This window comes from Bradyrhizobium sp. 87 (genome assembly GCF_023073015.1).
Taxonomy (GTDB): domain Bacteria; phylum Pseudomonadota; class Alphaproteobacteria; order Rhizobiales; family Xanthobacteraceae; genus Bradyrhizobium; species Bradyrhizobium canariense_D.
Map to the genome: position 1 here is coordinate 36,712 of NZ_JADPIQ010000020.1, position 12,828 is coordinate 49,539.

13 protein-coding genes and 1 pseudogene are annotated in these 12,828 nt (G+C 56.8%); 11 read left to right on the forward strand and 3 right to left on the reverse strand.

What is annotated here, in order from left to right; all coding sequences use genetic code 11:
• Window positions 1-84: 84 nt before the first annotated feature.
• The 5 genes from IVB50_RS04460 (at window position 85) to IVB50_RS04485 (ending at window position 4,538) form a co-directional block, all read left to right on the forward strand.
• Window positions 85-1,104, forward strand: a complete 1,020-nt coding sequence (locus IVB50_RS04460) for a TAXI family TRAP transporter solute-binding subunit (protein ID WP_085349055.1) — start codon at window positions 85-87, stop codon at window positions 1,102-1,104.
• Window positions 1,101-1,652, forward strand: coding sequence for a hypothetical protein (locus tag IVB50_RS04465; RefSeq protein WP_085349056.1), 552 nt, complete (start codon window positions 1,101-1,103; stop codon window positions 1,650-1,652). Before IVB50_RS04460 ends, IVB50_RS04465 begins: the two co-directional genes overlap by 4 nt.
• A 34-nt stretch (window positions 1,653-1,686) precedes the next feature.
• Window positions 1,687-2,283: a DsrE family protein gene (locus IVB50_RS04470; RefSeq protein ID WP_247294767.1), complete on the forward strand. Its 597-nt coding sequence runs from the start codon at window positions 1,687-1,689 to the stop codon at window positions 2,281-2,283.
• A gap of 481 nt (window positions 2,284-2,764) precedes the next feature.
• Window positions 2,765-3,061, forward strand: a complete 297-nt coding sequence (locus tag IVB50_RS04475; protein ID WP_026233245.1) for a hypothetical protein — start codon at window positions 2,765-2,767, stop codon at window positions 3,059-3,061.
• 1,318 nt (window positions 3,062-4,379) lie between these two features.
• A complete protein-coding gene (locus IVB50_RS04485; RefSeq protein ID WP_018456767.1) occupies window positions 4,380-4,538 on the forward strand; it encodes a hypothetical protein in 159 nt (52 codons plus the stop codon).
• Window positions 4,539-5,210: 672 nt separating this feature from the next.
• On the opposite strand, the gene IVB50_RS04490 is transcribed toward IVB50_RS04485, so the two are convergent.
• Complete coding sequence (locus IVB50_RS04490) at window positions 5,211-5,426, reverse strand: hypothetical protein (protein WP_247294769.1); 216 nt, start codon at window positions 5,424-5,426, stop codon at window positions 5,211-5,213.
• An 80-nt stretch (window positions 5,427-5,506) separates the two neighbouring features.
• On the opposite strand from IVB50_RS04490, the gene IVB50_RS04495 reads away from it, so the two are divergent.
• From IVB50_RS04495 to IVB50_RS04515, 5 genes are all read left to right on the forward strand, one after another.
• On the forward strand, window positions 5,507-5,932 hold the full coding sequence (locus IVB50_RS04495; RefSeq protein ID WP_157642985.1) for a hypothetical protein: 426 nt from the start codon (window positions 5,507-5,509) through the stop codon (window positions 5,930-5,932).
• Between the two features lie 772 nt (window positions 5,933-6,704).
• Entirely contained in the window at window positions 6,705-7,073 is a 369-nt protein-coding gene (locus tag IVB50_RS04500; protein WP_143275430.1) for a hypothetical protein, read from the forward strand.
• Complete coding sequence (locus tag IVB50_RS04505; RefSeq protein WP_161495146.1) at window positions 7,073-7,288, forward strand: hypothetical protein; 216 nt, start codon at window positions 7,073-7,075, stop codon at window positions 7,286-7,288. The genes IVB50_RS04500 and IVB50_RS04505 overlap by 1 nt, the downstream gene beginning before the upstream one ends.
• Window positions 7,289-7,609: 321 nt before the next feature.
• Window positions 7,610-7,783 carry a hypothetical protein gene (locus tag IVB50_RS04510; protein WP_162847236.1) on the forward strand — a complete coding sequence of 58 codons (174 nt, stop codon included), beginning with the start codon at window positions 7,610-7,612 and terminating at the stop codon, window positions 7,781-7,783.
• Between the two features lie 893 nt (window positions 7,784-8,676).
• Window positions 8,677-8,889: a hypothetical protein gene (locus IVB50_RS04515; RefSeq protein ID WP_018456774.1), complete on the forward strand. Its 213-nt coding sequence runs from the start codon at window positions 8,677-8,679 to the stop codon at window positions 8,887-8,889.
• A gap of 47 nt (window positions 8,890-8,936) precedes the next feature.
• On the opposite strand, the pseudogene IVB50_RS04520 reads toward IVB50_RS04515, so the two are convergent.
• Window positions 8,937-9,183: pseudogene (locus IVB50_RS04520) on the reverse strand (cold-shock protein).
• A 395-nt stretch (window positions 9,184-9,578) separates the two neighbouring features.
• Window positions 9,579-9,878, reverse strand: a complete 300-nt coding sequence (locus IVB50_RS04525) for a hypothetical protein (protein ID WP_026233247.1) — start codon at window positions 9,876-9,878, stop codon at window positions 9,579-9,581.
• 1,137 nt (window positions 9,879-11,015) lie between these two features.
• Here IVB50_RS04525 and IVB50_RS42645 point away from each other — a divergent pair.
• Complete coding sequence (locus tag IVB50_RS42645) at window positions 11,016-11,321, forward strand: hypothetical protein (protein ID WP_346771295.1); 306 nt, start codon at window positions 11,016-11,018, stop codon at window positions 11,319-11,321.
• Window positions 11,322-12,828 lie beyond the last annotated feature (1,507 nt).

Genomic DNA, 12,828 nt, shown 5'->3' on the forward strand with positions numbered 1-12,828 from the left:
TAGCAGATCGAACTTAAACTTACGTGTCGAAGTGAAGAGCGCAGCGGACAAAACAGAGTAGACGCTCCTAGGGGAGCCGGATCGATGAAGCAGCTGGTTGGAATACGCTCTTGGTTTCTCCTCATCGTGATAGCCACTCCGCTTTTGATCATGGGCTGTTGCCCAGCAATGGCCCAGCAGACTCCGCGGGCACGTGCGGATCATGCAAGGGCGGAAATTGCGGCCATGAACGATTGGACTGTCGGAATAGCCGGAGGTCTGCTGGAAGGAGCTCCCATTCGGCTTGCCGCGGAAATGGCGCGAGTGGCCGATGATGGAACGGACCTCCACGTGCTGCCCATCGTGACCCGTGGCGCAACCGAAAACGTCAATTCGCTGCTGTATTTGCGGGGCATTGATGCAGCAATCATCAATTCCGACGCACTTGACGAGTACAAGAGCCAAGTGCCGGACATCCAGCGACGGATCACCTATGTGCTCAACCTGTTTCCATCTGAACTGCATGTATTCGTCAGGCCCGAAATTCAGAGCTTGAGTGATCTGGTCGGAAAGAAGGTCAATTTCAACACCCAAGGTACCGCCGCAGCTTATTCGGGCCCGCTGATCTTCAGCCGGCTGGGGATCGAGGTCGATAAGGCATTCATCCCCCATCAGGTTGCGATGGAACAAATGCGCAGGGGTGAGCTGGCCGCCGTCGTTTTCATAACATCGAAGCCGGTGGATGCATTCATACGTGGTCGCTGGGATGCCGGCTTCAAGTTCTTGCCGGTCCCCTACGAGAGCAAGTTCGAAGATTATTATCTGCCATCTTGGCTGGACGCAGCTGATTATCCAAACTTGATCAGGCAGGGGGAACGCGTGACAACTATTGCCGTTCCAACCGTGCTGGTCGCTTTCAATTGGCCGATCAAATCCAATCGCTTTAATCGTGTGGCGCGCTTTGTTGACCGCCTGTTCTCGCGGATCAACAAACTGCAGGAGCCCGGTTTCGATCCGAAATGGAAGTCGATCAACTTGGCGGCGACGGTCCCTGGCCTGACGCGTTCTCCCGCGGCGCAGGCCTGGCTCGATCGTCTGCCGCGTTCGAGCCAGGCGGCGCAATGACGTTCACCCTGATCGCTCTCGTCGTGACGCTCGCGATCGCAAATGACCTAGCTCGGGCCCGAGGCGCCGAAGACCCTATGGCGCCGGTTCGCGTCTCTGATCGGCCCGCAAATGGAGCCGGGGCGTGGATCGTCAGCGAGACCACCTCGCCAGTTGATTATTCATCGATCATCAAGGCGACACTACCATCTCAAGGGGACGCAGCAATGAGCCTGTCGATACGCTGTCGCGGCGGCCTGACCGAAGTGTTGCTTGATGGAGCCGGCCTGTCGGGCCGTCGCGAGGATTACACCCTATCCCTGCGCATCAATGATGATCCACCTCTTCAGGTCTCAACAATTACGTCGGTACGCGGTGTCGCGCTTGAAGGCGATGTCGTTCGCCTGTTGCAATCGATCCCCGGCCACAGCGAACTTTCCGTGCATGTGTCACGCCGAACGGGGACTAGCGCCGGTGCAGTGTTCGCTCTCGATGGTATCGAGAGCGTACGTGCAAAATTGGCGGCAACATGCAAATGGCCACGCGCGATCGCGAAGCCCAACAATTGATCATGAACCTCAGCTTGCTTGGAGAAACAACATAATGCACAAATTTCCGAAGATTATCACAGCGATGATCGCGACAATCATCTCGCTCCCGGTCGGGCTGTCTAGTTCCGCGGCACAGGAGACTCGCTTGCTCTCGGCACAGCCCAGTTTGCCTGCAGCCTCAACACATGGCGCGGCAAGAACGCTCGCGAATTCATCGGCGCGGGCCGCGACGCCAAAACAATTTGAGCTGGCGCGCATCGCGCCATCGTCTGCTGCCAAGAAAGAGCACCGCTTAATCCTTCAGGTCAACACAAGCGACTCCGCGTCAATGAATCTTGCATTGAACAATGCACTCAACGTCGCGCAATACTACAAGGAGGTTGGTGAAGGAGTGAAAGTGGAGGTGATTACCTTCGGCCCCGGCCTCCATATGCTCCGCGATGACACATCGCCGGTGAAAGCGCGAATTGAGGAAATGGCTCTGAGCACGCCGGAAGTATCATTCAAAGCCTGTGGAAACACGCAAGAGAAAATGCAAAAGGCCGAAAATAAAGACATTCCGATCGTTGCCCAAGCCCAAGTGGTGAGGTCGGGCGTCGTTAGGGTGATGCAGTTGCAGGAGCAGGGATGGACCTACGTCAAGCCATGAAATGGCGACCAGACAATGCCTATTGAGCGGCTAGGTGCCGGCCTGCGGTCGCGACACCCCGATCGAGTGGGTCGCCGCAGCCGATGCAAATTGACTGGCCTCGATCGGGACAGATCTATCGCGCGCTATTGACCGGGCAGCGCCAGACCGACTGTCTGATCATGCGCACGAGAGCGACTTCGGGAGCGGGTTGAGCGAACATCGGTTCGTCTCAGTCACTTGCGAGGTCTGGTAGCAATTTTCCGGGGCAGCCCCTGCCCCGTCCATCCTACTCGGCCGCCTGCTAAGGTCGATTGTCCCGTAGCGCATAGGGTATCGGAGATGCAGGGCGGCGCGAGCTGTGACGCACGGTGCTTCGATTTACGTCAGTTCTGATGACCTCTTTTTCGAGGGCAAGCGATTAAATTCCACTGGATTTTATTTTGTTAACGCGTCAGATTTCTAAACTTAAAGCGAGTCGATTTTACGTTGGGGATGTTAAATGGCAAAACCTGCCGTTTCCCGTAATGCCTTTCGAGGGTTATTCGCTTTTTATGCGAAAGCTGATCACAAGCACGATGGCGATTATTGTGTGTTGAAGCTGCCTGGATCCGCTCAAGGCATTCCTGATCGGCTGCTACAGCAGTGGTCGCACCAGGCTGATCTACCCGGCGCTGAAGCCATCGCCAGCACACTGGAGCCGCGCACCCGCGAGATCGTGAATGGTCGTAAACGCTATGACCACGCCAGCGACTTTCTCCACGTGCTGCTGAGAGACCTAGAGCTAAGGGAACACTGAAGAGACGTCGCTGCGTCAGGCTCCGCGAGGTCTTGCAGACCTGAATGATAATGCCTTTCGCCTCCGCGCTCTATATGCACCAGTCTGCTATTCCAATGCCGGGCAGCCGGCCCATTTTGTCGATATGGTGCTCGCATGCCGAGGTCGATTTACCAGCCATTGCATGAAAGGCTGCGAACGGAGAACGGTCAAAGTCTCCGCCTGACCTTTTCAGAAATTGAAGCGATCTTGGGGAAGCCTCTGCCGAGATCGGCCTACACCTTCACTGCGTGGTGGAGCACACTGAAGAGAGCAGGTCCTCAAGCGAGAGCGTGGATATCCGCTGGTTATCGTGTCCGGGTCTCAATGAAGCACCGCATCGTCGAATTCTATCGTTCTGATGTGAACACCAATGATCGTCATGGAACGCCCTGGCTGCATTGAAGCTTCCCATGATGGCGGACCTATCAACCTCGGTGTTCGGGACAAACTGCGAGAACAAGCCGACGCAGAATCAAGTTGCAACTTCAGGGCCGCAGCGAAAACTGCTGCGGCCCTGTTTTTGAGCGGAAGCCGCGAACCGGATGCTCCGGAACGTGCGAGAAAACTCTAACGGGAACGCTGCGCGATGGCTTTAGGCCGCATGAGGGTTGACGATGGTGTACCCTCGCAGGGAGCGCGGGTGAATTCGCGTTGCGTGCCCACCTGAGTTGGCATCGTACGCCTTCCAGATGTCACCAGCGATGTGCTGTTCAAGGACGAAGACGTGTCCACGTCGCGCGGCAACCATTCCCGGTGCTGGCGAGGTGCGGGGAAAGCGCAGCCAATTGGCTGCGAGGTTCAGTTCCGGTACTACCCGACCAAACACTCGGATCGCCGCACCACATCCGCAGAACGATCGAGGGCAACCGGCCGGACGACCGCTAACGATCTCACTACTTAAGGCCCCTGAGCTGGCCACAGACATCCGTAGGCTAGCAACGGCACCTCGCTGCAGGCGCGGTGCCGGTCTCGTGTATCTCTGCGCCTGCACCAGCGAAGATGAAAAGTCGCATGGCATAATCACGTTGCATTCAGGTGGCAAAGCGGCGCGCAAGGGGCGCGCTTCAGATGAAATGGATGTCGCAAAAGCGAGCAATAAAGCTACGACTACTCGAGTGAACATGCAGGACTCCGGGTTAATAGCCCTGCCCCAACGCCCAGAAAGCGCCTTTTAATTTGGCGAAAATAAGTTGCAAAACCAGCATTAAATAGGATTTTATGGCCGAATTAAATCAAGAAAGGAACGTTTCGATCTGCCTCGAGTCCTGCTTGGGCCCTTGTTGTCGTGGATCGATAGATGGAAAAGGCAGTCGCCTACGCAATCTCAGCGGCCCTCGTAGGTATCGGTGTTTTGATACTGGTCGTTGGCCTGTCCTCCAGCTCGCCCGCTTTGTGGGTGATGGTCGCGCTCGTGCCGATCACGATCGGGATCGTGAGCGCTTTTGGCCCCGTGTAAGGATGGGGAAAACGGCCGATGCGTCAGATCGTCTGCATTTTCCGAATCGCGCCTCTGTGCACGCTCTCAACTGGTTTCAGATTTGCGGGTACACGCGCGTGAGCCATTTCGTCTCTATGCTTCTGCTTGCCCTCGCCCTGACGCTGACCTTGTGCTTCGGGGTGGCAGCCTGGCGCGTGTCGGCCGGCAATGACGTCGAGATCACCGCAACGATTCCGCATGGGGAATACGGATGGAGATCGAGGTCGAGGAACTGAATGCCTTGCGCTCACCCTTCGGCTACATCCTGGCGACTATGAACGTGGACCTTGACGACTCGCCATCGAGCGGAGGCTGCCCCGCGTCTCCTACCGTTCCTGCCTCGGGCTCGCCGACGGGCCTTTAGGACCGCAGGTCGTCCGTTCGCAACATAGCGATCAGATTCGCGACCGCCAGCTCCAGGTGCGGCAGGGCATCACAGGGCTCTGCGGCATCGAGATCGTCCACGTGCCAATTCTGGACCCGGTCCGCGATGGCCAGGAAAGCGGCGTTCGACCATCGATTGATGCTCCGCCTCTTTTAATCCTATGACGATATCTGCTTGCCGGAAGTCAGGTAAGGTGCACGGCAGCGGAAGTTCATCAGCATCGTTGCCGAAAAATCCCCGACACGCGGCGAGGTCATAGCTTACCGTCAACTATTCTGACGAAGGAGGAATGGCATCAGCTTCTCAAAGATTTCTATCCGAAAGCGATCAATCTCCCAACTGAGCGCATCGCTGAATCCCGCGGCATACGCATGGATGATCGCTCGGTCCGCAGTCACTTTGGTCGTCACGCCATTTACGACCACCGAGCCTGTCAGGATGTTTCCGTCCCATTCAACAGCGCGACCATAACCCACCGACATGGCAACTCCAAACACAAGAAGGGTTGGTCTTATGCCGCACCAGGCGGTTATCTCACACCCACGTCGTCGCTTGTTTGTTCGTGCTGCCGCTCATCGTCCTCATCTCGGATAAGTTTGTGAGATTAGCGCAAACCAAAGCAAGGCACGACTGCGCACCACAGTCAGTTCCTTCCGATTCTCTCGATGAATTCCAACGCGGCTGGCGCAATGTCATCGAACTCGACAAAGCAGCGGCGCAGTTCATCTGCGATCTCTACGGTTACATCACGCGACCATCCCTCAACCGTGTTGAAGACCACGATCCGAGCAGGGTGCTTGTATTGACCTTCCATTATTTGGCGCATCAGCGTCGCTCGACCAGTGTCGTCTTCGGAGGTTTCGCTCCAGGCACGGCCGAGCCCACCTCCATAATCCTCGAGCACAAGATAGACGTCACGTGGATATGGATGAGGCACGATGGACGGAGAATGAGGCATGATCCCAAAACTCTGAAAATCGTCATTTAATTTCTATATTAAACTATATTAAATATGGAATTTCAATCTAATTTACAGCCGTCCGGCTGCGCTTTCGATCGGTCGACACTGCCTATCGAGCGACCCACTCGCCGGCACACGCGCTTTTGGAGGCGAGCAAAAAGCGAGCCGTGGGGTAACGGCGGCGGCGATGGCTGTCCCAACGGCAAGGACGACAGAGGCCGCTAACGTTTTTCGGAGGCACGGCGGTTGGTACGGGCTCGCCAATTACCGCGTTTGCCCGATTCCTCTCCCCAAGTGGGCGATGCAGTCGGGCCCCAGCTTTCCCCATTGCCCCAAGGCAAGGCTCATTTTGTTCGGCTTGGAACGACTTACTGATTGCCAAGTTTTCCCGTGCCTCCCCAAGGGGCAGCTGCCTTCACCAAGGCGGCTCGATAGCCCCAGCTTCACCGCCCTGAGGCTGGGGTCCTTTTGCTGTCTGGATAGCTGCAGACTCAGGAGGGCGTTGATGCAGGGTTATAGCTCGATCCTTCTTGTCCAACGGTTGAACGACCTCGTTTGTCAACTGTCAGAGCTGGAAGATCTGCGGCTTAAAGTCCAAGAGGCGGAGCGACGCGCCTCGGCTGTACCTGCATTGCAGTCGCCTCCGAGCACTCAATCGCAGCGACGGCGAGCCGCGGGGGAGCGGACCCCCGAGGAGTGACTGGAACCCGATTTATCCTGCGTTAGCGAACGAGCGTAGAGGCTGTGCAGCTCGACTGCCCTGAAGGGAGTGAACTTCACGATCCTCGCGTGGTGAGGCTTGAGCAAGGGGCTTCGCATTCCGCATTTATCTTCGGCTTTCTCGCGCGACAACACGCGCCAGTCAATTATCCGCGCAGAGCGACTGGCCGCCGAACTGATTGAAAATATCGATCGGCTGTTTGCCCCTCTTCATCTCGATGAGGGAAATAGGGCGCAGCGCGCTCGAGCGGTCGACCAGCGCAAGCGTGTATTGGCGGATTGGCGCAGGCCGCACGCGACAGCAATGGCGATGAGACAGCATGGCGTTCTGAAGCCTTGCCCCACGCTGATGTTCGTCAATGGCGCCAGCGAACTCGACAAAAGCACGACCAGGACTTACGTGATACCTGCGTCATGCTGCTCGATCGGGCTGGCTGCGACTTGCTGATGACCTGCGACATCACTGGGCATTCATACCGAAGCGCGCAGACCATTGTGAAGCACTACCGCGCCCGGAAGGCGGCTCAGGCCGAGTCCGGCATCGACTGGCTTGAATTGCAGGTGCGGAAGGAAGGGCTGAACCTGGATCGTCATTCTGTCGGTGTTTTTCAGCGGTGCATGGCTCCGGCCGAAGCCTTCGGCTATGCGCGCTCTCGGGCGTGAGAGAGGTGCGCGTGAGCTAGTTCATGTCCGCGCTGCTAGTGGTGACTGCGTTGACGCTGACCCTATGCTTCGGCCTGGCAGCCTCGCGCCAGTCCACCGGCAGGGCAGCCGATTTCACCATTGCCTCCCAAAATTCCAGACTGGGACGCGGATGGGATGCCCCTGAAGACAAATGGCCTCGCCTCGGAAGCAGTAGCATGGCTTCCATTGACGGGGGCTCCCCACCTATCGTGAGCACCGCATCATCAACCGGCAATAAAGGATCTGGAACTATCTTACACGTAGGTTCTTCCGTTCTGATTGGCCACTGGAGGCTAACAGATGACGGATGAACAGCTAGCTCTTCAGGCTGTGAGTGACGCCCAGCGCATTTTGGAAAAATACTTAGAACCGAGGCCCCGGAATAACGAGCGCATCATCTTGGACAAGCTGGTGGAGGTGCTCGAGCGGCCAGATCTTCTGGTCGCTGTTCATCGGATGCAGCGCGGCTCGTAAGCGCGCCGTTGCTGGTCGGCTCGTGCGAATTCGAGCCAGTCCTCAGCAAGCTTTAGCCACGGCTCCGCGTCGACGGAACTGACGGGCTTGCGCCGTCCGTTCCCTGCACACGTCAGCTAACTGGTAGAAGCGAAGTACATCTTCAGACATGCAAAATGACGCGACTAGGCCCATCACCCCGCCTCAAGAGTATCGCCTCTTCCGACACTGCCTGTCGAGTATCTTACATATCATCCTGATTAGGTGACTCCTCGCCCACTGTGCTAACTGGCAACCCCGCCGGCCCGCAGACGCTTTCAAGTGCCGGCTTTGCCGGTTGCCAGCACCATATAGGCAGACGCCGCGTCACAACTCAGCAGGTGGCGTACCAGCCATCAGGAAACGGGAGCGGAGGCCATTCGCCCGCGGTGTCATTCGCGGCCTCCGGCTCGGCGTCGATTGGCCCACCTGCCGAAGGACGCCACGCAGGAGGCGCACCCGGCTCGCGATCATAGGGGTGCTGGTCGGAAGGCGCTGTGCTGCCGAAGTGCATAGACTCTATCGAGGGCATAAGTGCACCCCGCGCTCTTGATATCTCACAATTAAATAGACAATGCATCTATTAAATATATTAAATGTTTGACTTGTTCAATCGCGAAATGATTGAATAGGTTTGTCCTACGGCGCCCGTGAGCGCGGTATTTTGAGGCCAGCGACCATGTCCTTGGCATTCCCGCACTGGCTGATGATCGCAGGGCGGGGTGACGGCTATATTGGTGTCCTCGTCAGCGGAAAGAAAGCGAACCGGGTTGATCGACCGCCAGGCGAGCCGATCGATGTGCCGGCTTTACCGCTCCTCAACTCGCATGACCCGCAGTAGCTCGCGCGCGTTCCGCCAAGAGCGAGGGTTAGCAATGGCTGTCAGAATTGAATGGGGTCCGCTTGAGGCGATAACGAACGTCCGCAACGAAGCGTGCAAGGCCCGAGACTTCATCATCCAGTCCCATGATGGACACGTGCAGGGGCAGATTGTCGTGCCTGACGACGCCGATCAGTTCGTCATGGGGGCATGTGAAATCCGGCTTCTCGAGCTGCTAAAGGACGCCATCAAGGAACTGGAGCGGTGAACGCGCCGAAGATTGCCGCCAAAGCGAGTACTAAATTCGATACGTGGTCAAAGCGCCCGGCCCGCCTGTGCGAACCGGCGGGCCCTGTCCCAGCCACGCCTACGTCTCAGATTACCTGCGGACTGCTCGCCCCGATCGCTCACGATCTCGTAGCTCACCTTTGCACCTTCTGCCAAACCACTGAAGCCAGCCTTCTCCACCGCTGAAATGTGGACAAAGACGTCCTTCCCGCGGTCGTCGGGCTGAATGAAGCCATAGCCTTTGGTTGAGCCACTTCACAACACCTGTCGCCACGCACGTCTCTCCTAAATGACCGTCGCCACATGACAGAAGCTGATAAAAACGAAAAGCCCACCAACTTAGGATTTAGTTTAAAATTCGAGTTGGATGAATGACCGCCTGTACTGGGACAGGCGTCATGTTGCCCACATGAGGAAGGCAGCCAACGTGAACCGGCGCCCTCCCGTCAATTTCCCACGGTGGACCAGCAGGGAACGAACACCTCGATAGGGAGCTTGAGAATCTTGCCGGCTCCTCGCGAGCTAACTGAGCGGCCGCGGCCACCCAAAAGTCGGCCTGAAGCCGGGGCAATCTCACTGCTGGCGCCTACACAGCCGGGACGAACTCGTCGGCTTGGAAATGGCCCGCAGTGTGAACCGGCGAATTTTGTCGCAATCAAATGCGACGCGCTAACGCACTGAGCGCAGATAATGGTCTGGTCGGTTGGCGCGATTCATCTCAGCGAAGGCCTTCCCCAACTCTTCCGCCGTATGCTTCGCCTTGAAATTCTCCCATGCGATCATGAACCGCCCCTTCGCTTCATCGAGTGAGCCAGCTTTCCCGAACGGCGGACCGGGAAGCGTCACGATGCACGTCCACAACCAAAACCCCGGGGAGCATTCGTTGGCGTAGCGGATGCGCCCGACTAGCTGCCGGTCCTCGTGAACCGTGTAATCATCCAGGCCTATCATCCGCAGTGTCAGAGGCATTGTGGCTTGCCGCAGGGTAGAAACGAAGATAAAGCGCGGCGGATTACATTGTGCCAATTAAACCTCGCCTGACCTGCGCGGCGAGGAACCCGTGTCCTCACTGCGCCGTTGCTGTCTCGCTAGCTTGCCCAAGCTGGCGGAGCGGCTCCGGCGTACCTCAAAAGCCAACCCTGAAGCCGGGGCCGTCTCTCCGCCATCGGTCTTTTCGGAGCATATGTTGTTGCGCGGCGCACAACGCAGGTCCTACCGCCATAACCCCAGCTTGAGTCACGACCGCGGGCAGGAAACCGTTTCGAGCCTCACACGCAATGACGCGAAACAACGCCCTCCAAGACTGAACGGCATTGACGTCCTCTCGAGGAGAGTAAGATGAGGAAACTATTTTTCGGTGCGGCCTTACTCGCGATCGCATTCGTGGGGTGTTCAACGATTATCTCGGCCGCTCTTTCTGCAGCCCGGGAGCCAAGGCCGCAACATTCTCCGAACGCTTTGCGCCCGCGCTGAAGTCCGCCTCGAGCGGCTAAATGCACTCATAGCCGTTATGAACCTGATCTGGCGGCGCCTTACTTACATGATACTGGCCGGCATGCGGTCTAAGCTCGTGAGAGCAACGACTAAAACGACCGGTGTGACCGGCGGGTCATTTTTCCACTTTGACAAGATAAATCGACCGCACGATGCGGCGAGCTGACTGAGACGATCATGCGTGATCGCGCGCCGCTTCTCATCAGCTGTTAGTTTCTCGCGTCAGTCAAATCGTGACGAGAACAATAATAATTGCGATTTCAACCAGTAACACCGCTGCTGTCATGGTGGGGACGATAAAAACGTAGCCATGCGGAGGATGATCCGCCTCACCATCGGCCAAGAAACGGCCCCTCACATCTCATGGCGTAAGCAGGGGCGGGATGCGGGAGCCGTTTCTCGGTGGCCAGACGCGTTCGTCCGGCGCCAGGCACTCTCAAATTAATTCTATTTTAAATATCGGTCAACATTTAAATTGGCATTATATTATTTATTCATTTAAAAATGACCCTGTGCTTTAAAATCGCCCAGCTTGCCTTGGAGCGAGCGCATCCGTCGTTCCCCATCCTTTGCTGCCTCGCAAGAGAGCAGGACGTATCCGCGGACAAACGCGTGCCGCCCGCTATCGCGCATGGCACGGATTGGATCGAGCGTTACCCATGGATTGCCGCGGCCGCTCTGAAGAACCGCCAGAAGCACTTCGTCGTCGAGGGTGAGGAGGTAGTGCTTGGCGTCGATGACGTTTCCGATTTCAACGCCCTGCACTCTCTGCCAGGCAGCTTCAATTTCCCGTCTCCGTTGGATTTTTTCAAAGATCCGGTGGCTATGGGCAAGCAGATCCTCGCGCAGTTCGACCCGTCGAAGATACTCCCGAAGGCACCGAATCTGCCGATGCCTGACCCCGCCCAACCCTACTGAAGCGGGCCGCGACCTGGACCAGGCTCAATTGCGCTTTCAGCACGAGGACGAGAAATTGCTTCCTCGCTTCTAGTCAAGCAAAACGGCCTCGGGACTTAATGGGGCGGTTTCTGCATCCAGGCTCGTTTGTTTTAGGTTACTGACCCCTCGATAAATCCCCGGCTCCATGCCTATGAACTCACTTCGGAGAACGACACGTATGGCGCACGAACTGCAATTTCTCTTTCTCCACGAGATCACGCAGGAGCAGCCCACTGGAGAGGTTCCGAAGCACGACCCAATCCCGCTCCTGATACTCTTTCTTGATCCTCCCAACCGTGTTTGCTGCAAAGTCTTGCGCAACCCGTTGGCTCCTTCGCTTAGGCCGCCCACATACGCCATGATGAGAACTGTCGGAGCGAAGCCCAGCAGGCGCGCGACATCTATTGCTTCTGACCCTGTTGATGCTGTCTTGGTTGCCATCACCTTGAAAGCCAAAGAAGATAACTGTCTCAGTAGCCGACGCACGTGCCCTGGAGGGCGGCGAGGAGTCCTCGGCTGGGATTTCTGACATTGCGATGCTCGCGCATGAAGCTTCGCATCTCGTGCTGCCGTCCCGTTGCAGTCTCGTTCGCTTTACCGCGCAGCGGGGGTCGGCGAGCAAGCATTCGAAATCCATGTGAAGCTTAAACCGAAAGCAGTTCCCGGTCGGCTTACAAATGGAACCAAATTGACCGCCATTAAATGAGAAATTTGATTATTTTATATAATCATGATGACTCCATCGCAAATTTGAAAAATATGTTTGGGGAAAACATGGGAGGTTGAAATGGAAGCTGCCCGCCGCCTGCGTGCGATGGCGCTGCTGTGCCGACAGACTGCCGCACTCCAACCTGAGAGAAGCTGGAAACTGCTTGCAGAGGCAGAGTACTGGGAGCATCTGGCGGCTGCGGCTTCAGCTCGTTGAGTTTCGGTGGAGTATTCTTTATCTTTTCGCTTTTCGTCGACTTCTTACTTCAAATCATTTTCTGAGGCATGTGATGTCGAGTACGCGTCAGATTTTTTCTAGGGCTGTTCTGAATGAACGGCACCAGGAGCTTCTGGAGGAGCTTAGAGAGGTGGAGAAGCTTCGAAGTAAACTCCGACATGTAGAAGCAAGAACAAGAAGAAAGCGTACCAAAGCGAGCGGCGGAGCAAGAGCCGTTTAGAGACGCGCCGGTCCGAAGGTTGACCCGCGTTGGCTCACTCGGGCGATTCGATGGACGGATTGCCCGCGTTCCTCGCATCTGCCACTATTCTGAAAGCGGACTGGCGCCTCCATCCCGCAGTAGCGAGCCTCGGTGACGACGTCGCTGCGACATGTCGGCAACCAGCCAGGCCGGGGTGCCTCACAATGCTCTAACTAACTCGGCGGCGAGACCGGCCGTCGATTCAGGATCGCGCGTTAGCTCCGACCTTCATTCGACGTTGCACTTCGGAACACAGCAACGAGTCGATCGCCTTGCCAAAGCTCAACGTCGTGCTCGTC

Coding starts and splice junctions, on each gene's coding strand:
- IVB50_RS04460 (WP_085349055.1), top strand. CDS start 85: ATGAAGCAGCTGGTTGGAATACGCTCTTGGTTTCTCCTCATCGTGATA.
- IVB50_RS04465 (WP_085349056.1), top strand. CDS start 1,101: ATGACGTTCACCCTGATCGCTCTCGTCGTGACGCTCGCGATCGCAAAT.
- IVB50_RS04470 (WP_247294767.1), top strand. CDS start 1,687: ATGCACAAATTTCCGAAGATTATCACAGCGATGATCGCGACAATCATC.
- IVB50_RS04475 (WP_026233245.1), top strand. CDS start 2,765: ATGGCAAAACCTGCCGTTTCCCGTAATGCCTTTCGAGGGTTATTCGCT.
- IVB50_RS04485 (WP_018456767.1), top strand. CDS start 4,380: ATGGAAAAGGCAGTCGCCTACGCAATCTCAGCGGCCCTCGTAGGTATC.
- IVB50_RS04490 (WP_247294769.1), bottom strand. CDS start 5,426: ATGTCGGTGGGTTATGGTCGCGCTGTTGAATGGGACGGAAACATCCTG.
- IVB50_RS04505 (WP_161495146.1), top strand. CDS start 7,073: ATGACCTGCGACATCACTGGGCATTCATACCGAAGCGCGCAGACCATT.
- IVB50_RS04510 (WP_162847236.1), top strand. CDS start 7,610: ATGACGGATGAACAGCTAGCTCTTCAGGCTGTGAGTGACGCCCAGCGC.
- IVB50_RS04515 (WP_018456774.1), top strand. CDS start 8,677: ATGGCTGTCAGAATTGAATGGGGTCCGCTTGAGGCGATAACGAACGTC.
- IVB50_RS04525 (WP_026233247.1), bottom strand. CDS start 9,878: ATGCCTCTGACACTGCGGATGATAGGCCTGGATGATTACACGGTTCAC.